This window comes from Spirosoma aerophilum, assembly GCF_054782495.1.
This window is the reverse complement of record NZ_BAAGSJ010000013.1, coordinates 172,154-191,392: the sequence shown is the minus strand read 5'-3', so window position 1 is coordinate 191,392 and position 19,239 is coordinate 172,154. Positions and strand designations below refer to the sequence as shown.

The window sequence follows — 19,239 nt, the reverse complement described above, 5'->3', positions numbered from 1 at the left end:
GGCTGACGCGATAGATTGCTTTCGCGTCAGCCACTTACTGACTTACCAACTTACCGACTTATCAACTTACCAACTCTATGTCAATACGTTCCTGTAGATAGCATAACCAGCGTACACGCTTCGAGAGGTTCAATGCCTTCGGCCTGTAGCTGGCGTTCAAAGTCAGGGTTTTCGGTACCCGGGTTAAAGATGACCCGCTTTGGCTTTAAGCTCTTGATGTAGTCGTAAAGGGGTGGCTGGTTCTGCGGACCCACATACAAGGTTACCGTGTCAACATCCACCAATTCCGGCTGACCCGTTTGAATCGGACGCCCTTCGATCTCCCCTTCCCGGGAGCCGATCAATTCAATATCGTGGCCGTGTCGTAGGAGGCTATAAGCAGCCAGATTAGCGTATCGGCCCGATTTCTCCGTGGCCCCCACAATGACCGTCTTTTTAAGTTCTCTTTCCATCATACTGGTAAAAGCCGTACGCGTTACCCGTAAAGCTCCATTCTATCGTTAACAAAAACAGAATGCAAGCAGTTTAAAACCAGAGGCACTTTACTGAAATTGGCGCTCATCTCATGATCGAAATGAGTCATTGTGTAGTCAATTTTCCGTATTATTTCAGTTACCTTAATAACCATTTCAGTTTATTCTAGTTAAGAATCCATCTGTAAGATAGGGAGGGGAAGCGGCAAGCGGAGTTCTACATACTAATGATTTTTGTATATTGTCTGCCTGACTCTTTTTTGCCTGTAAGTAAGTACGTTTATTTAGATTGGCAGTAAGTTATGTAAATAGCTACGCCTGAAATTTGCTTCATTCATGAATGCTAAAGAGAGCCAAAGTTATTGGAATGAGAAGTGGGTACCTATTCTGTTTGAAGGAATTGAAAATCCACCTCATTATGAGGTTTCGAACTACGGTCGCTTACGTAGTTTTCAATCAGCATCGGCTACCCGCGCTGGTGTTAGCCCAAGTCAACCAACCAGCAAATTCATAAAAGGCTCTGTCATTCAAGGCTATAGATCTCTGAATATACGCTCAGGGGGGAAAACCCTGAACCGGTATGTTCATAAACTAGTAGCGGAACACTTCGTGAAAAGGGATCAACCAGAACAGATCTTCGTTATTCATGTCGACCACGATAAAAAAAATAATTATTACCCGAATCTTCGGTGGGTAACGAAGGATGAAATGATTGAACACAATCGGAATAATCCTAGTCTCAAAAACCGGCAACTGCCCCGGCAAACCCGAAATTATAAGCTAACCGAGAGTAAAGTCAGGATCATCAAGAAGCTGTTACTTAACGATAAGAACAGGCTGAAAATGATTGCCAAGCAATTTGGTATTACCCACACTCAGCTCAACCGAATCCGCTCGGGCGAAAACTGGAAGCACGTTAAAATTGATTGATCCGTTCAACGGTATCTAATCGTTGTGTCAATAATTGACTGACTCGCCAACCAAGGGCCCGGGAACACCAGCCAAAGGAAGCGACACAAAGAAGGAAGTACCTACCTCCTCGGTAGACTCGAACCAGATCGTGCCGCCCGCATGTTCAATTCCCCGTTTGGCAATGGCGAGACCCAAACCGGAACCACCCCGCTTGGTACTAAAATTCGGCAGGAACACTTTGCTTCGAATCGCTTCGGGAATTCCGGCTCCATTGTCGTGAATCTCAATCTGTACCGCGTCGGTGTTCGTGTATAATTTAAGATCAATTTCAGGTTTCCGTCCGGGTGGAACAGACTGGATGGCATTGATCAGCAAATTGGTCAAAATGCGGCCAATTAATTGCCTGTCGCCGACTGCCATAATAGGGCCATTCGTTATTTGTCGGTTCAGCTTGATTCGTTTATCATCAGCATACAGATCCGCCGTTTTATTGAATACCCCCGTTACCTCGAAAACCTCTTTTTTAGGCAAAGGCATTTTCGCAAACTCCGAGAAAGACGTGGCAATGTCACTGAGGTTATCTATCTGATCTAACAGCGAATCAAACGTCCGAAGCATGATTCGGCGGGCCGGATCATTTGTCTCTCCCGTTGACTCTTTAGGATTCGGAAACGTTCGCTGCAAATGTTGCAGCGTAAGCTTCATGGGTGTTAACGGGTTCTTGATTTCGTGAGCAACCTGCTTTGCCATTTCCCGCCAGGCCGATTGTTTCTCCGTTTGTGCCAGGGCCAATTTACTCTCTTCCAACTTGACCAGCATCCGGTTATATTCCCGAATGAGCAAGCCTATCTCATCGTCCGACTGCCAGTGCAAAGGGTCGTTTGGCAGTTCAAGGTTCGTTTTTCGTATTTTCTGCGTTAATAAACGAAGCGGCTTTGTCAGGACATGCGACGCGAAATAGGACAGGATAAGGAAGAACAGGAACAGGGCCGTAAAAATGCTCAGCGCCGAAGCAATCACTTCAATTATTTGGCGGTCAAGTTCAGGACGCGCGTAAAAATAAGGTATACTAAGCACGCCAAGAAGTCGGCCATCGTATGATTTGATACCTGCATAGGCCGTTCGATATTGTTTACTACCCAGCGATTCATTCAGCAGCCGCTCGTTTTCCTTGTCCTCAATAATATGAATGTAAGCCTCCGGATTTATGTATTTGGAAAGGTAACCGCTTTCGTAAATAAGCGGCCGGGTAGATGTATATAGACGCCCCTGTGTATCGAACAGGTTTATATCAATATCAGCATCCCGGGCAATTTTACTTAGCTCCTCCTCCATCGAAGCTTTGCTGCGTTTCTTCTCATGAAGATGTTCGTCCAGATAGGTCAGGAAATTAGCTGCAATATTTCGGGTATTACTGATATAGGTACTTTCCTGATTAGCGATGTAATTGGAGCCGATCACGTTGACAATGATCACTATAACGAACAACAAAGGCAGAAAGAAAGCCACATTCAACAGTATCTGGATCCGGGTCGAATAGTTAATGCTAAACTGCGAAAACCCGTAGTTGATAGCATAACCAAGTATGACCGTGATGACTGTTAGCACCAGCAAAAGGTACAGAAATGAGAAGTTGGAAAATATATTCCGAAATGGATATTCGGCCGACGAGACAACTACAATTCGTCCATCCTGCCCCCGCTTTGCTACGTGTTGATACCCGTTGCTCGAAATGCCATTTTCGTAGAGGCTGGAATTATTTAGGAATGGAAATTCGAACTTCCGATCATAATTGTAGCTACCGGCACTATACAGCAACTGGTGCTTATCGGCCCGACCCGGCATGCGGTTTTCAGGACGAGTACCGCTAAAAAAGGCGTAACTATAGGCCTGGGTGTCGGGATTTTGGGTAAATTTTGTATCGACCAAAAGTTCGGGATACACACTTTTAGGTCGCTCATTTCGCAAGCGAAGATCCAGAACCACATAACCTAATGTATCCGATGAGACGGTTCCCGGTAAATGAGCCGGTTGCAATTCCTGGCCAGCCCTTCGAATCGCTATAAAGCACAGGTATTGCTTAACAAATTCATTACCAGCCTCATTGACGAAATAAACGCCAGGGTATTCAGTCTGGTAATCAGCCTGGCGATATCTGCTTGCAAAGCCGGCAAATGAAACGGCATTGGGACTAATGTCGAGTGGACGCCCGTTGGCACGAAACGAAAAGACTTGAATATCGTATTTGTCAAAATATTTGTCGAGGTGTACACTTTTAACCCGCTGTTGAATACGCTCCCGAACAAGCAGCGTGTCGGTTTGCAGAGCACGGCCTATGTCATCATCCTGCTGGATAGACTCCTGGGCTTTACTCATCAGGAATTCACCAAACTCATCATTTTCGGCCAGAAGCTGAGCAGCAAACTCCTGCTCATGAATCAATTGCTTTTTAATCTCTTGATTATAAACAACATAGGCTGTCATAACTGCATAGATAAAAGCAGACAGAAAAAAGTATATTGACGTTTTATACCGAAATACATAAAGCGTTTTTGTGAACTGACTGACAAAAACGATAAGAAAATAAAGGCCATTCAGCAGAAAGACACTGTTGAGCGGCCAGCCTATCAAGTACCATAGCCCTGCTGACGTGAGTGTGCCTGCTAAAATCAGGATGACACCCATGCCAACCTGTTTGCGATTATATCGTAAAAATAAACTCGCCAGTAGGTGCGTAATCAGAAAATAGATAAACGAGATCGTGATGAAAACGATCAGACAAACTATTTTCAGGAACGAGAACCGAATATTAAGCGTGATGTCAAGTGTAAACTGAGACTTTTCGTAAATATTATTCAGTTCGATGTAGCAAAGCGTAAATACCGCATAACTGACAACGACACAAACAATTGAGATAATTGTTTTCAGCCACACTGGCAAGACCAGAAAGTAGGCATAGATACGCGAATGATAATAATGCCTGACCCAGTAAAAAGCCAGCGCTACAATAACAAGTGCGTTCAGGAGTAGATCACCCAGCGACGGAACCAGTATGGACGATGCGTAGAACTTGGGATTGAACAGATCTGACTCAATAAACAAAAATGGTACGCCAAAATACAGCATAACGGCCCGTAGCAGGAGCAGGTAAGCCGCTAACCAGATGAAGCCTGCTTCAAATTTTCGTTTTTGCTCCAACCGAAACATCAGTTGAATGATGTACAGGCCCAGGAAAATTATGCCTAATGTGGCTAATATAACTGTGTTGACGGGCGTTGAATGATTCCGGTAAGCCTCTACCTTGGGCGGTACGACCGAAAATAAAAAGGCGGAGTCATTATCATAAATCGCCTGGAATGTGTTTAGCCTTTGATCTGACAGGCCGACCGGGTCGAGGGAAAATAAATCTGGATTATAGCCGGATTGCAGGTAGGTGTTATTGCTATGATAATACCTGTAGATGTTGATTAGAGAAAATACTTCGAGTAGTTCGGAGCCATTGGCTACCCGATGCTGACTAACGATGTATCGCTCTTTTCCAAGACTTACCAGCTTCGGCGTCGTCACCGACGAAAGTCGGCTATACTCGGGAATAAAGCGATGGTCGGACCAGTAAACGAGCTTCTCGTTTCGAAAAATGAAGTAAGGATATTCGGTAGGTACGCTTAAATCAGCAAATGTGGGTTTTGGTTTTCGCTTTAGTAAGGCCGATACGCTGTCCAATTCAGTAGCGCTGGTTTGGAGCTCTTCTTTTACGCGTTGCTGAACAGCACTTATGTACTGCTCATCTGTAGCCCCTGGGGCGTTTTGCTCCAACAGGAAGAAGCAAATAACCGATAAGGCTACTGCTAATACAGCTAAGAGTAAGAAAATATGTTCTTCAATGCGCTTCACAAAACGTAGGTAATGGCTTTGTTCTAATAGTCCTAAAATCGTGCCAAAATTTCTGACGTTCGGGTATATTTGACAGTCCTCAATAAACTGGCGTCGTAACTAAATTTGCAGGAAAATCTGATAAGCAACTAATTATCAAACCTTTTCGATCGTAAACCCTCCCGTTTCATAGCCAATTTCTGCCCCAAGCACATAGAGTAAATGTTTTCTATCAATAATGACCTGTACACCTTCCACGTTATAGACTTCGTCGGCGGGGCCTGGAAGGTCGAAACCCAATAGCCAGGATGAACCACAACCTCCCCCCCGAATACCAACACGCAGGCCGTATTCGCCGGGAATTTTATTCGCCTGTAAGGTGTCGATAATCTGTTGACGCGCTTCAGGCTTAACAAGAACAGGATTTTCAAGCATAGCAAAACGTACGAAGTAAGCACCTGTTTAGACCAAAAAAAGTGTCAGGCAGTAGTAAGTATCTTTAAAATTACCGTTTTCCTTTAACAACATTTCCCTTTTTATGGAGCTAGTAAGTGATTTTTTAAAGTTGATTGTACCAGCTTCGCTGGTCTTATATGGCATGTACCTGACCGTTAAACTATTACTTGATCGCGAAGCCAGCCGACACCAGTACGAAGTAAAAAACCGTTACACTGAAACGGTCGTTCCAATTCGGCTACAGGCTTTCGAACGAATGGTGCTATTTCTGGAACGTATTAGCCCTAACAACTTATTGTTGCGTTTGGGGGGAAGTTCAACAACTGTACTGGAGTTGCAGCAGCGGCTCTTACAGGAAATTCGGGATGAGTATAACCATAACCTGTCGCAGCAGGTGTACATGAGCCAGGCAACCTGGGACCAGATTCAGGCAGCCATGAACGACGTAATGATCCTGATCAATCAGGCTTCGGGAGATACGCGCCCCGATGCTCCGGCCCTTGAACTGTCCAAGCGAATTTTCGAGCGGATAATCCAAACCGACAAACAGCCTACTTACGAAGCCCTAAAAGCCGTAAAAGAAGAAATTCAGGTGATGTTTATGTAACGGAGTAGCGCGGGTTTTCACCCGCGCTACATTAAAACACGCCTGCTGATAAGGTCAGGGCTTTCTGAAAGGCTTCCTGATTAATTGGCAGACTTAAACCTTCCTGAGCCAGGGTCTGTATTATTTCCTCGGTTGGCAAATTTCCGGTGAGTTGGTCAGTCGCCATTGGGCAGCCGCCAAAGCCCCGAAGGGCACCATCCAAACGACGTACACCCCCCCGCCATGCCGCCCGGACCTTTGCGGGTCCTTCACCCGGCAGACCATGCAGATGGGCACCAAACTCAACCTGTGGGAATCGGCTAATCAACTGGCGAAACAAGGTTTCAATCGCTTCGGGCGTCGATGTGCCAACCGTGTCGGAAGGCGCAATGATTTGAATACCTAACTGGCTTAATCGGTCAGTAAAGTCGCCCACCCGGTCAGGACTGTACGCGTCGCCATAAGGATTTCCGAAGCCCATCGACAGATATACCACCAATTGTTTTCCAGTCTGAATGCATAGGGACTGCATTTCGGCCACCTCCGTAAAAGCCTGCTCAATGGATTTATTGGTATTTCGTTGCTGAAACGTTTCTGACACTGATAAAGGAAAGCCCACGTACTGAATTTGCGGATGGGCTACAGCTTCAGCGGCTCCGCGTGTGTTGGCAACAATAGCCAGTAGCTTTGTATTAGTTTTGGTTAAGTCCAGACCAGCCAGCACCTCGGCCGTGTCGCGCATTTGTGGAATGGCTTTGGGCGACACAAAACTGCCAAAATCGAGGGTATCGAAGCCGACCACTAACAACGCGTTCAGGTAACGGATCTTCAAGTCCGTTGGTACGAAATGAGCCAGTCCCTGCATGGCATCGCGTGGGCACTCAATTAGTTTCATGCCCGGACGGGTTGACGTGTGAGCACAGCCAGAATAGCCATCACTGCCGCGCAAATGGCTAAACCGCCAGCCTCACGGGCCATTTCAATGTTCATGCTGCGCATTCCTACTTCGCTGAACAGAAACCCCTCGAAAACGGGAGGCCATTGATACACGGCAGCCACCACGAACAATAGCGCCATACCCACAAAAAACCACCATTTACCTACGCCGGCATAGGCCATAAAGCAGGCCACGGCCGCCATTCCATAAATCGGAATCCAGACCTCCGGGTCGGGATCGTTGTACTGAAAAGCGGCAAACAGAATAAATAGCAGGCCAAAAACGATTGAAAACGTCTTTTTCATTTGAATGGATAACAGATAAATTCGCCTTTATAAGAACTTAAAACGACCGACTTACTGAATTTAACGTATCGGATTCACCAAAACCTTACTGACAATATTCAGCTACCGCCGTTGCTGCATCAGCATACCCTAATGTCTGGGACTGCTTTAGACTCAAACAGCCGCTTTCCCGTTCGTTATTGATCATCTGCGCTATCCCCAATCCGTAAAAAGCCTTACCAAACTTTGGATCGGCCCGAACAGCTTCCTGAAAATCGGCAATGGCTCCCGCCAGATCTTTCTCTTTAAACCGCAAATTACCCCGGTTATACAACGCCAGCGAATTATTGGGGTTAAGGGAAATGGCTTTTGTAAAATCAGTCAGAGCAGGCTGAATTTGCCCCTGTGTGGCAAACAACTGTCCCCTGTTCAGATAAAGTTCGGCCCCAATTGCCCGGCTCGTATCCGGCACGAACCGGATGGCGTCTGAGTAGTCTTTCAGCGCCCCGGCCTGGTCATTCTGGGCTATTTTCAGGAGGGCGCGATTGTAATAAGGGCGATAAAACTCCGGCTTGATTTTGATGGCCTGATCATAATCGAGCGTGGCATTGGCGTATTCTTTCAGCTCAAAATAAGCCACCCCCCGCGAGTTAAATGCTTCAACATTTTTGTCATCAGCCTCGATCGCCTGGTTCAAAACCTGCACAGCCTCTCTGAATTTACCCTCTTTTAAATAATTTCGGCCCTGTTCTACATATTTATCGGAAGAACTACAGGCACTGATACTGAATACAATACTGGCCAACACAACAACTAAACGCTTCATACTTTCTTAATTTGCCAGCAAAGGTACGGGTGAAATTTGGTCGTTTGACGAAGAATTACTTAACTTTGCATCGGCAAATCGGTGCTACCAGCTCCTGCTGAATCCCCCAGGTCTTGACCGAAGCAAGGGTAGGTGGTCGTAGCGGTGAGACATTGGTTTGCCATTTTTTGTTTCCGTCCCGTAAGGTTTCATTTTCCGGCACGGTTACCCTGTTTAGCGGGTCATGCGTTTAGCTGTAGTAAACCGCTAAATTTCCCAAGCCTAACATGGACCTACTCAGTCAGCTCACCCATTCCTATCAGCAGGCCTTTCCGGCGGAATCTTCCGACCAGCAGACGAATCTCCCCCTTTTGATTTGCTCTCCCGGTCGTGTCAACCTCATTGGTGAGCATACCGACTATAATGAGGGATTCGTTCTTCCGGCCGCTATCGATAAAGCGATTTATCTGGCCGTTGGTCCCCGCACAGATGATGAACTTCATTTTATAGCGCACGACCTGAACAAAACCTTCCAGGGTTCAATCAATGAGCTGACTCCGACGAATACCTGGGCCGACTATCTGCTTGGTGTTGTTGCCCAGTTTCGGCTGGCAGGTCACCAAATGGGCGGTTTCAATTGTGTATTTGGCGGTACCATTCCAATGGGATCGGGACTATCATCGTCGGCAGCGCTGGAGAATGGCGTTGGTTTCGCCCTGAACGAACTTTTTCAGTTGGGGGTAGACCGCATCACACTGGTGAAACTATCTCAGCGGGCCGAGAATGATTTTGTGGGGGCTAAAGTCGGTATCATGGATATGTTTGCCAGCATGATGGGGAAAGCCGATCATGTTATCAAACTCGATTGCCGCTCGCTTGAGTATACATACGCCCCCCTGCAAATGGACGGTATCCGGATCGTCCTCTGCGATTCACGCGTGAAGCACTCGCTCGTAACCTCAGAATACAACACGCGCCGGGCCGAATGCGAAGCGGGTGTAAGATTTCTACAAACGTTTTATCCCGAAATTAAAAGCCTGCGCGACGTAACCATGCCGATGCTGGATCAGCATCTTCGTGATACAGAGCCACTCATCTATCGTCGGTGCGCATATGTCGTACAGGAAAATCAACGCCTGCTCGACGGAGTTGTTGCTCTGGAAGCCGATGACCTTCACGCCTTTGGTCAGCTTATGTACGGCTCTCATGAGGGTTTAAGCCACTGGTATGAAGTTAGTTGTCCTGAGTTAGATATATTGGTGGATATTGCCCGGCAACACCCCGGTGTACTTGGTGCCCGGATGATGGGGGGCGGCTTCGGTGGCTGCACCATAAATCTGGTCCGCGAAGAGGCCCTTGATGATTTTACAAACCTGATTACCGAACAATATAAAGCCCGAACGGGGAAAGATACGTACCTTCACGTCTGCAAAATCCAGGACGGGACGAATGTAATCAGGTAGTCAGGTAGTTTGAGTAGGTAACTCTTCTTTTACAATCAAACCAGACTCCTCTGATTGACAACTCGACTGTTTAACTGTATAACTGTTTAACCATGAAATTTTTCATTGACACAGCCAATCTGGCTGACATTCGCGAAGCCCAGGATATGGGGATTCTTGACGGTGTAACCACCAATCCCTCGCTGATGGCGAAAGAAGGTATTACGGGCAAAGACAACGTAATGCGCCATTACAAACAGATTTGCGAAATCGTGCAGAGCGATGTCAGCGCCGAAGTTATCTCCGTAAAATACGATGAGATGATTAAAGAAGGCGAAGAACTGGCTGATATCGACGAGAACATCGTTGTGAAAGTGCCCATGAGCGGTGATAGCATCAAAGCCATCAAATATTTCTCCGAAAAAGGCATCCGCACCAACTGTACCCTTATTTTCTCAGCGGGTCAGGCGTTGTTAGCCGCGAAAGCCGGGGCTACCTATGTTTCTCCATTCGTAGGCCGGTTAGACGATATTTCGACCGACGGTATGGCGTTGATCGAACAGATCGTTACGATCTTCACGAACTACGGATATACCACCGAAGTGCTGGCCGCTTCTGTTCGTCACCCGATGCACGTGATCCAGTGCGCTGAGATTGGTGCCGATATTATGACGGCTCCATTGAGTGTTATGAAGCAGTTGCTCAACCACCCATTGACGGACAGCGGTCTGGCTAAATTTCTGGCCGACCACGAGAAAGCCAATCTTCCTGTAAAATAAGTTTACGGTATACGGTTTACTGATTGTGGTTTATAGTTAGCTGATGAGCAAGTAATTTTGCGTCAGCTAACTATAAACCACATACCATATTCTGACCACCATAAACCCCATACCCATCTATGTTTTCGACGGAACCCGTTCTTACGCTTACTCATGCCGACATTTACCAGGGTAAAAAGTTGGTATTGGGCGACGTATCCTTTCAGATTAACAAAGGCGATTTCGCCTATCTTATTGGCCGAACGGGCAGTGGTAAAACGTCTTTGCTGAAAACTTTATACGCTGATCTCTGGCTGCAAAACGGCAAAGGGATGGTGGCGGGTTATGCGCTGGATGCGCTCAAACCGCGTGACGTGCCTCAATTACGCCGAAAAATAGGTATCGTATTTCAGGACTTTCAACTTTTCTTCGACCGCTCCGTTGAGGACAACCTGAAGTTCGTGCTGAAAGCAACCGGCTGGAGCAATAAGACGGACATGAATAACCGCATTGCTGATGTGCTCATGCAGGTGGGACTTGGTACTGCACAAAAGAAAATGCCCCATCAACTTTCCGGGGGCGAACAACAGCGGGTGGTGGTGGCCCGAGCCATGCTGAACGAACCCCAAATACTTATTGCTGATGAACCTACCGGCAATCTGGACCCCTCGGTGGCCGATCAGATCATGAAGGTCTTCCAAGCCATCAATAATTCAGGAACGGCTGTTTTCATGGCTACTCACAACTACGACCTGTTGAATAAATATCCGGCCCGCGTACTTCGCTGCCAGGATGGACAGGTTATTGAATTGAAAGGGTAACCCCTCCCCTAGTATAAACCCCAAATTTTCAACTACCCATAATCAAGACACGCACTGCCAGCTTATTTTTGATAATTACTACGGAGTTTTAAATCCCGAATCGTCAAAATACAGTCAGCATGTACGTACATCTTGGGCGGGTTGCCTTGTGCTTTCTTCTTGTACCTCTTTTAGGCACAACAACACTCGTTGCCGACAACGTCAAAAATAAACTCGTCGATCCAAAAGCCACAAAGGAGACAAAGGCGCTCTACCGGAATTTACACAGACTGGCCAAAAAGCATATCCTTTTCGGTCATCAGCATGCTACTGAATATGGGCATGGCTGGGCGGGCGACGTTAATCGCTCCGATGTTAAGTCTGTGAGTGGGTCACATCCGGCTGTTATTGGGGTCGACTTCAGTGGGTTGTCGGGTAGGCCGCCTGCTGCTATTGAAACGGCCAAAGAGTCGCTTAGAAAACAGATCATTGATACGTATGACCGGGGCGGTGTTACGACCGTGGCCTGGCATTTTTCGAACCCGGCCTCAAAAGGGGGCTTCTATTGGGTCGATACGGTTTCGGTGCCTGCTGTTTCGTTGTTGATACCTGGTGGCTCTCACCACGAGCAGTATAAAGAAATCCTACGCACCATTGCCGATCTGGCTAACTCAGTGAAAGGAAAAGATGGTACGCTGGCACCCATGATTTTTCGGCCATACCACGAATTCGACGGGGGGTGGTTCTGGTGGGGAAAGCCCCATTGCAAACGGGAAGATTTTATTTCACTATGGCAGTTTACGGTTTCTTATCTGCGCGATACCCTTCAGGTACATAATTTCATTTACGCCTTCTCACCCGATTGCCTGTTCAAGACCGAAGCTGACTACCTGGAGCGATTTCCGGGTGATGAGTGGGTCGATATGCTTGGCGTAGACAATTATGCCGATTTTGGCCGTAATGGACGATACAACATGGCCGCTGGGATTCAAAAACTAAAGATCGTCTCGGATTACGCCGAGAAGTCCGGTAAACTGGCCGCGTTTACCGAAACGGGTCTGGAGTCGATTCCGGATACCACCTGGTGGACCAACACGCTGCTAAAAGCATTAAAGTCGGAGAAAATGAAGCTTTCGTATGTACTTGTCTGGCGGAATGATAAGCAAAGTGCCACCCATTATTACGCTCCCTACCCCGGTCAGGCCAGCGTTCCTGACTTCCTTAAATTCTATCAGGACCCGTATACGCTGTTCGAAAATGATTTACCGAGCATGTATAAACGGAGAGGGTTGTTTTAGTACCTTTCTGAAATAGGGCGTTTATTAAAAGCTAGTGGCTCTGTCTGGGCCAAGCTCCAGCTTGGCCGTCAACTTATGGAATTCAAAGGCCAAGCTGGAGCTTGGCCCAGACAGAGTTCATTCAAACGCTACAGGCGCATTGGCCAAGTAGCTTTCAAAAAACTGGTTTGACCCCTGCTTTCTTTAATCGGTCAATGACAAACGTACCGATGGCTTTGCCCTGCTCCTGGCCGTTTTCAATGGCGTCCCGGTAATGGATGCCGCCGTATAGTCGGGAAATAGCGGCTTCAGCGGCTGCCTGCCGGAAGGACTTGAACGAGCGCTCCGGCAAATCGAATATCACTTCTGTATTGTCAGTAAAAGCAAAATTATCACCCATCAGGTAGGTCAATAGTTCAGACACGGCCGTAGAAATCACGCTGTGCCCACTGGTATATTCCGGAAAGGGTGGCGTTTGCAAAAGCGGCTGCCAGCGCGAGCTTATTTGTCGATTTATAACCGTTTCGGGGCGAATTCGGCTACTGCGGTATTTTTCATCCCAGCAACTGATAAACGCATCCATCAACGTCATAGCCACCAGTGATTGAACCATTATTGCTTGATCGAACGACAGTTTGGCTTTCGTGGTGGCCAGACTGGTAATGTTCATCCAATGACCACCGGGGCTTATTTTTTTAAATCCAATAGACATGTGCCCCGCGGTGTTGATGGCAAATGGATTGCAATCCCAGTACGAGGCAATGAACCGTTGCTCGTCGGTGAGTTGATTGCCTATGTCAAACACTTCCTTGGCCAGTTTGTAAAAGGCGCTGGTGCTGTCCTTACTGAAAGCCACTGGTGGCCGGGGTTTAAACTGACTACAGGAATCGATCAGCATAGGGCGTATGATGCGCCAGTGGGGCTCAATGGCTTCAATATAGCCAGGTGGCGTTGGATACCAGAAACCATCGGCTTTGCTGGGTCGATAGCGAGTGCGGGCACTCAGGTTTCGATAATTGTCAGCGGCTGCATACGTCAGTATCTTTTTGGCCATCTCCTGCGCCACCCCTACCGATTGCTGAATAACCGATTCGGTGTATTTTTCCTTACGTAGCTGATCAACCAACTTTTTTTCTTCCTCCTCCAGCATGTAGCCCGACGGCAGAATCAGTCGTCCCGTTTCCAGCATGCAGTAAAGAGCAGCGATCTGATAGTTATCCGCTTTGGGAACGTCCAGACTTACCTTTCCTAAACTTTGGACAAAAGCGGATGGGGACACTGTTGTTTTCTGATGCTGAGCGACAATCTCGTGAGCTCCCAGTAAACAATAGGTGTAGAATCGACTGGCTGCGGGTGGGTTCACCACATCATGGATCATTACCATGGTTACGGCAAAAACCGTTGGCTGAAGGTGATGACCCAGGTCCGGTTTGCGATCACCAGCTTTTCCTGACTGACCCAAACATAGCCATAAACAAACAAATAGAATCCGTTTCATGGCTTTTGCATTTTGTAAACCTGTAAGGGCTGGTTGAAGGCGCCAATCAGCAGATATCTGTTTTTGTTAATCCCAATGTCAATGACCGATTTCACATCGCCGATAATCGATAGACCTGAAGTAGGCTGGCTGACATACGTAAAGTCTCCTTTGCCATTTCCTGTCAGCAGACAGCCATAGTTGGCATCCATGCTACCCAGTTTCAAGCGGTTATCCGACTTATTGCCCAGCAGGAGCACATCCAGTTGACCATCCTGATCAAAATCATCGCATAGAATATTTGTTACGGGTGCAAACTGGGCCTGAATTGGTAACTCACGTTTTACAAACTTACCTTTCTCATTCAGGAAACAGACCGAGTGGCACTCCGATGCGGTCAGCTTTTGTGCCCCGGATAAATCACTGGCTGGAAAAATGTCGCTGATGGTTGCGTTCGCGTAATCTTTATAGAAGGCGAATTTCTTTCGCATCCCGTAAATCTGGTCGTTCAGTTCATCCCGACTCACAAACGGGTAAGCCGTTCCCTGCACATAAAAACTGAAAAAGGGATCGATGGACCCGTTGTCATCAAAATCAGCATAGACAAGCTCAACGGGCTCTTTCGACGAAAACTTGATCTGCGAATTCGTGCCCAGATTTCCAGCCAGAATATCGTTTTGACCATCCCCGTTCACATCCGCAATGGTTAGCGAGAGCCAGAAGCCCTTTTCATCTTCCGGGAAGTACTGTTTGGTCCGATCGACGAAGCCGTCTTTCGTGTTCAGGTAGATTTTTATGGGCATAAACTCGCCACACAAGATCAGATCCGATCGGCCATCCTTATCCATGTCGGCCCATTTCACATCGGTTACCATGCCTATTTTGGCAAAAGGAATGGGTACTGCTTTGAACTGGCCTGCGCCATTATTCTGAAGTAAGTAGGAAACCGGCGCTTCGGGGTAGCGTCCAGGCACAACACGGCCACCAACGAATAAATCGAGGTCACCATCGCCATCATAATCACAGGGCCGAACACAAGATTTACTGCTGGCACTCAAATTGGGCAGGGCTGTTTTTGCTACTGACAGATTCCCCTTTCCATCATTCATGTACAGTTCATCCTGAAAAGATGTGGTATTCACCTCGAAAAGTGAATAGCCTCCTTTCGCTACATACAAATCATCGAAGCCATCGCCGTTGGCATCGAAAAAGACAGCGGCCGAAATGGATGAAATCGACTCGTCGCCAATGACCAACCCCTCTTTTTGTCTGAAGGTACCGTTCGGCTGCTGCATCCAGACACCGGCGGGCTTGCTTTGGTCGCCACTGATAAACACATCCTCCAGGCCATCTTTATTAATATCTCCTTTTGCCAGAATTGGGCCCGTATGCGAATACATCCAGAGCATGAGGGGCTGACGCTTGAAATCATTTTCGGTGAAGCCGTCATGCGTATGGGATAGTACCGGCTCTACTTTGGCGAAAACAGCCGGTGCTTTTTTTAGTGCCGATGCCCCATCAGCGTTAGGTGGTGTTCCCTTTTGCTGGACGACCAGTTGCTGGTTGATAGTCACATTGGTGAGTTTCTGCACCGTTTGGTCGGGCCAAATAATGGTGAGAGAGTCAATTTTCGTTGCCATACCTACCCCAAAATTGAGCGTCTGCGGCTGGCTGGACAGGTATCCACGTATGGGGTTAACCTCCTGATACTGCAAATTTCCGTTGGCATAGAGTGTCACTCTGGCACCGACGGCCGTCCTGTTTTTTGAAGGAGCCAGTTTGAGCTGCAGGTAGCCATTTTTGGACTGCTCGCGGCTCATGTTCTTATACACGAACGCCGGTTCGTTAATGTTATTAACAACGAGTTCCAGATCGCCATCGTTATCGAGGTCGGCGTAAATGGCCCCGTTGGAAATAGCGGGTGTTTGAAACCCCCAGTCGCGCTGTTTGTTGGTGAAGGTTAAATCGTGGTTGTTGCTGAAGATGTAATTGGGAATCTTGGTCGATGGCATGGCTTTCACCAGATCCATCAGTTGGACGGGTTCCCTGTCAATCGCTTTCCGAATCTTGTAGTCGCCCCAGTATTTCAAAAAATCCTTGTTGGTATAATCGCGGAGGTAACCGTTTGTAATGAACAGATCTTTATAGCCGTCATTATCGAAATCGGCCAGCAAAGGTGACCAGCTCCAATCCGTATTCGACACCCCCGCTGTCTGGGCAATTTCGCTGAATGTGCCATCTCCGTTGTTGAGATGCAGCATATTCCGCATGTACTGCCGCTGTAGCTTTTGCTGCTGCATCAACTCGAACGACTCGTAATTTTCCTGAAGCTGCAACAATTTCTGGCGCCGGTTATCCTCTGGCAGCATATCCAGCGACATGATGTCGGGTAAGCCGTCGTTATTATAATCGGCAATATCAACCCCCATCGAAAACTGCGACAGGTGCCGAAAGTACGATTCCGTCTCATCTTTGAAAGCGGGCCCACCCGACCGCCGGGCTGCCAGATCGATTCCTTTCTGATTGATGTAGAGGTAGTCTGGTTCGTTATAATCGTTGGTTACGTAAATATCCGGCCAGCCATCTTTATTAACATCGGCAACGGCCATTCCCAGCCCAAACGTAAGTGGATATTGGTGAATGCCTTCTTTCTGGGAGACATCGACAAAATGGCCGTTTCTATTTTCCAGCAGCTTATTGCCTGCCAGCAGGTCGGTTTCGCCGTGCAGTTTGGCAAGCTCCATATTGTCGTATTTTTTAACATTATGGTGCAGCAAAAACAGGTCGAGGTCCCCATCCCGGTCGTAGTCGAAAAAGGTAGCCTGTGTATTATAGCCGTTATCATCGACGCCATACTCTTTCGCTTTCTCCACAAACCGGACCGTTCCTTTTGGCCCGACTCCCTGGTTGATAAACAACTGGTTTCGGCGCTTGCTTTCATCGCCTTTCCCCGAGTAGCAAACGTATATATCGAGCAGACCATCGCCGTTCACGTCGGCCATGCTCACGCCGGTTTTCCAGCCACCGGCCCGTCCGCCCAGCTCGGCGCCGGTATCGTTTGTAATATCTTTAAAGGTCAGCCCGCCCAAGTTAAGGTAAAGCTTGTTCGATTTTAAGTTGGCGGTGAAGAACAAATCCAGTAAGCCATCATTGTTTATATCGCCAACAGCTACGCCCCCACCGTTATAAAAGTATTCGTAGGATAGTACATTCAGGCTTTCATTTTCGTTAATGTCGTTCTGGAAATCAATATGGGTTTGTTTGGGGGCGAGGAGTTGAAAGAGTGGACTCTGCGCAAACGCAGTCGGATGCCACAGGCACAGCAGTAGCGTAAAATAACGCACTGAACCACGGAGTAAATGTATCAGGGCGATAAACGAACTAGGAAGAAATCGACTATTCATCACTTAATCGGTTTTCGACGTGGAGTAACCACGAACCGGCAGTAGTATTCATCATTTTAGCCAGTCAATATAAGCCAAAAAAGGTAAGATAGCACGATGCCATCTTACCTTTTTTGAGCATAAAATCGATTTACTTATCCCAGAAAGTGCGGGCTGTCCAGGTATCGCCACCCGACAGTTTAGCTACTGCCGCAGCGTAGTTTGCTGAGTTCAGGGTAGCCTCTCCCGTTGGGTAAGGCTGACGACGGGGAATGGCTCCGTTCGAGAAGTTACCCACGTAGTTCACCGGTGTCAAGACCGGGAATCCCGACCGTTTCCAGTTGTTCCAGGCTTCTGAGAAATTCAGGAACAGACCGGTAGTTGCCCAGTATTGCTCGTTGATCTGTTTCAGCGCGTTGGCAGCCACGAGTGGGTTGGCATCTGCATAGGCATTTGCTGTAGCTGCGCTTATAGCGGCAGCCGATCCATAACGCGACAAGGCTGTAATACCAGCCACAACACCATTTTTGTAGTGACCAGCGGCTGTTCCGCCTACCGAGAAACCTCGGGTAACGGCTTCTGCCAGCAGTAATTCAACTTCAGCATAGGTCAACACAAACAACGGAGCGTTACGGCTGCGATAAATTTGCGTTGGGCGCGAATACTTACCGATAGGCGTAGCATCAGCGCCTGCGCCTGTTCCACCGGGATAGCCGGGCGATTTGGTGATATCCGTAGCACCCCCATTCAGGTCATAGCCGTTGGGCAGGCCAATTTGTGCACTTGGCGTTGTGTTACCGGCTGCCGTGATCGATTGGTTGGCGGCCAGGCCATCGGCAGGTACTTCTGCCGCTACGCTCAAGCGAGGGTCGTTCGTCGATTTCAGATAGTCGATCATGGTTTTGCTCCACCGAACCTGATAAATGTCAGCGAGCGTACTCAGAGCAGCGCCGTTTCCATTTCCGTATCCGTTGGCATTATCGGCCATAACGTAGGCATCGTCATCCGTGCTCGTGAACACACCACCGGCAACCGCTTTCTCGGCATATGTTTTAGCCGTCGTCGGATCAGCTTTGGTTAAACGCATAGCCAGCTTTAGCATCAGCGAATAGCCATATTTTTTCCACTTGGTAACGTCACCTTTGTAAGGAAACGCATCATTGGTTGGCAGCAGGGTAGCTGGGCTCAGGGCTGCTGTGGCCGTTTCGAGTTTGGCCAGCATGGCTTTATAGGCGCTCTCCTGGGTGTCATAAACCGGCAAAGTCGTACCAGACGCTTTGGCCTGTAGTGCCTGCGAATAAGGCAGATCACCGTAGGTATCCGAAATAGCCGACAGGCACTGCACCTGCATGATTTTGGCGATATTATTCAGATTGGCCAGGGCTGGTTTGCCATTGGTGAGTTGCTCCATCTCATAGGCATAGCTGGCCGCACTATAATCACCATTCCAGGTGCTACTCAGGTATGAGTTCGTGTTGCTCGAAATGACGTACTTATCGGCGTTGGAGTAGTAGTTGGCCGCCCCGGATGATGTCGACGCAAAAATCTGCACCCACATACTCTGGAACAAAATTGGACCACTGTACCCGGCATGGGCACTCACGTGGCCAAACTGGACACTGGGCAACAACAGGTTTGGATCGAATGTAGCCGCCGAAGCACGGGTCGGGTCGGTATTTATCGCATCAAAATTATCGGTACACGAAACCTGTAGAGACCCCGCTAAAAGGGTTAATGCTATCAGTCTTTTTTTCATGATTCTTGTCTTTGTTGGGT

At 47.9% G+C, this 19,239-nt stretch carries 15 protein-coding genes; 6 read left to right on the top strand and 9 right to left on the bottom strand.

The window, feature by feature from the left end; all coding sequences use genetic code 11:
- Positions 1–80 precede the first annotated feature (80 nt).
- Positions 81–452, bottom strand: coding sequence for a CoA-binding protein (locus ACYVK4_RS12335; RefSeq protein ID WP_461129590.1), 372 nt, complete (start codon positions 450–452; stop codon positions 81–83).
- Between the two features lie 357 nt (positions 453–809).
- On the opposite strand from ACYVK4_RS12335, the gene ACYVK4_RS12330 reads away from it, so the two are divergent.
- Entirely contained in the window at positions 810–1,403 is a 594-nt protein-coding gene (locus ACYVK4_RS12330) for an HNH endonuclease (protein ID WP_461127818.1), read from the top strand.
- A gap of 27 nt (positions 1,404–1,430) precedes the next feature.
- Here ACYVK4_RS12330 and ACYVK4_RS12325 read toward each other — a convergent pair whose 3' ends face one another.
- A complete protein-coding gene (locus ACYVK4_RS12325; protein WP_461127817.1) occupies positions 1,431–5,279 on the bottom strand; it encodes a sensor histidine kinase in 3,849 nt (1,282 codons plus the stop codon).
- A 135-nt stretch (positions 5,280–5,414) separates the two neighbouring features.
- Positions 5,415–5,693: a HesB/IscA family protein gene (locus tag ACYVK4_RS12320; protein ID WP_461127816.1), complete on the bottom strand. Its 279-nt coding sequence runs from the start codon at positions 5,691–5,693 to the stop codon at positions 5,415–5,417.
- 103 nt (positions 5,694–5,796) lie between these two features.
- On the opposite strand from ACYVK4_RS12320, the gene ACYVK4_RS12315 reads away from it, so the two are divergent.
- On the top strand, positions 5,797–6,321 hold the full coding sequence (locus ACYVK4_RS12315; protein ID WP_461127815.1) for a DUF7935 family protein: 525 nt from the start codon (positions 5,797–5,799) through the stop codon (positions 6,319–6,321).
- Positions 6,322–6,352: 31 nt separating this feature from the next.
- On the opposite strand, the gene ACYVK4_RS12310 is transcribed toward ACYVK4_RS12315, so the two are convergent.
- The 3 genes from ACYVK4_RS12310 to ACYVK4_RS12300 all read right to left on the bottom strand — a co-directional run bounded on the left by ACYVK4_RS12310 (position 6,353) and on the right by ACYVK4_RS12300 (position 8,347).
- A complete protein-coding gene (locus ACYVK4_RS12310; RefSeq protein WP_461127814.1) occupies positions 6,353–7,195 on the bottom strand; it encodes a hydroxymethylglutaryl-CoA lyase in 843 nt (280 codons plus the stop codon).
- On the bottom strand, positions 7,192–7,542 hold the full coding sequence (locus tag ACYVK4_RS12305) for a transmembrane 220 family protein (protein ID WP_461127813.1): 351 nt from the start codon (positions 7,540–7,542) through the stop codon (positions 7,192–7,194). The genes ACYVK4_RS12310 and ACYVK4_RS12305 overlap by 4 nt, the downstream gene beginning before the upstream one ends.
- Positions 7,543–7,627: 85 nt before the next feature.
- Positions 7,628–8,347, bottom strand: coding sequence for a tetratricopeptide repeat protein (locus ACYVK4_RS12300; RefSeq protein WP_461127812.1), 720 nt, complete (start codon positions 8,345–8,347; stop codon positions 7,628–7,630).
- 266 nt (positions 8,348–8,613) lie between these two features.
- Here ACYVK4_RS12300 and galK point away from each other — a divergent pair, with 266 nt between their 5' ends.
- The 4 genes from galK (at position 8,614) to ACYVK4_RS12280 (ending at position 12,624) form a co-directional block, all read left to right on the top strand.
- Complete coding sequence (gene galK / locus ACYVK4_RS12295; RefSeq protein WP_461127811.1) at positions 8,614–9,789, top strand: galactokinase; 1,176 nt, start codon at positions 8,614–8,616, stop codon at positions 9,787–9,789.
- A gap of 92 nt (positions 9,790–9,881) precedes the next feature.
- Positions 9,882–10,547, top strand: a complete 666-nt coding sequence (gene fsa / locus ACYVK4_RS12290) for a fructose-6-phosphate aldolase (protein ID WP_461127810.1) — start codon at positions 9,882–9,884, stop codon at positions 10,545–10,547.
- A 119-nt stretch (positions 10,548–10,666) separates the two neighbouring features.
- Entirely contained in the window at positions 10,667–11,347 is a 681-nt protein-coding gene (locus ACYVK4_RS12285) for a cell division ATP-binding protein FtsE (protein WP_461127809.1), read from the top strand.
- 119 nt (positions 11,348–11,466) lie between these two features.
- Entirely contained in the window at positions 11,467–12,624 is a 1,158-nt protein-coding gene (locus ACYVK4_RS12280) for a glycoside hydrolase family 26 protein (protein ID WP_461127808.1), read from the top strand.
- 154 nt (positions 12,625–12,778) lie between these two features.
- Here ACYVK4_RS12280 and ACYVK4_RS12275 read toward each other — a convergent pair whose 3' ends face one another.
- The 3 genes from ACYVK4_RS12275 to ACYVK4_RS12265 all read right to left on the bottom strand — a co-directional run bounded on the left by ACYVK4_RS12275 (position 12,779) and on the right by ACYVK4_RS12265 (position 19,219).
- A complete protein-coding gene (locus ACYVK4_RS12275) occupies positions 12,779–14,101 on the bottom strand; it encodes a vanadium-dependent haloperoxidase (RefSeq protein ID WP_461127807.1) in 1,323 nt (440 codons plus the stop codon).
- Positions 14,098–17,484, bottom strand: a complete 3,387-nt coding sequence (locus ACYVK4_RS12270; protein WP_461127806.1) for a VCBS repeat-containing protein — start codon at positions 17,482–17,484, stop codon at positions 14,098–14,100. Before ACYVK4_RS12270 ends, ACYVK4_RS12275 begins: the two co-directional genes overlap by 4 nt.
- Positions 17,485–17,614: 130 nt before the next feature.
- Positions 17,615–19,219, bottom strand: a complete 1,605-nt coding sequence (locus ACYVK4_RS12265) for a SusD/RagB family nutrient-binding outer membrane lipoprotein (RefSeq protein ID WP_461127805.1) — start codon at positions 19,217–19,219, stop codon at positions 17,615–17,617.
- Positions 19,220–19,239: the final 20 nt, after the last annotated feature.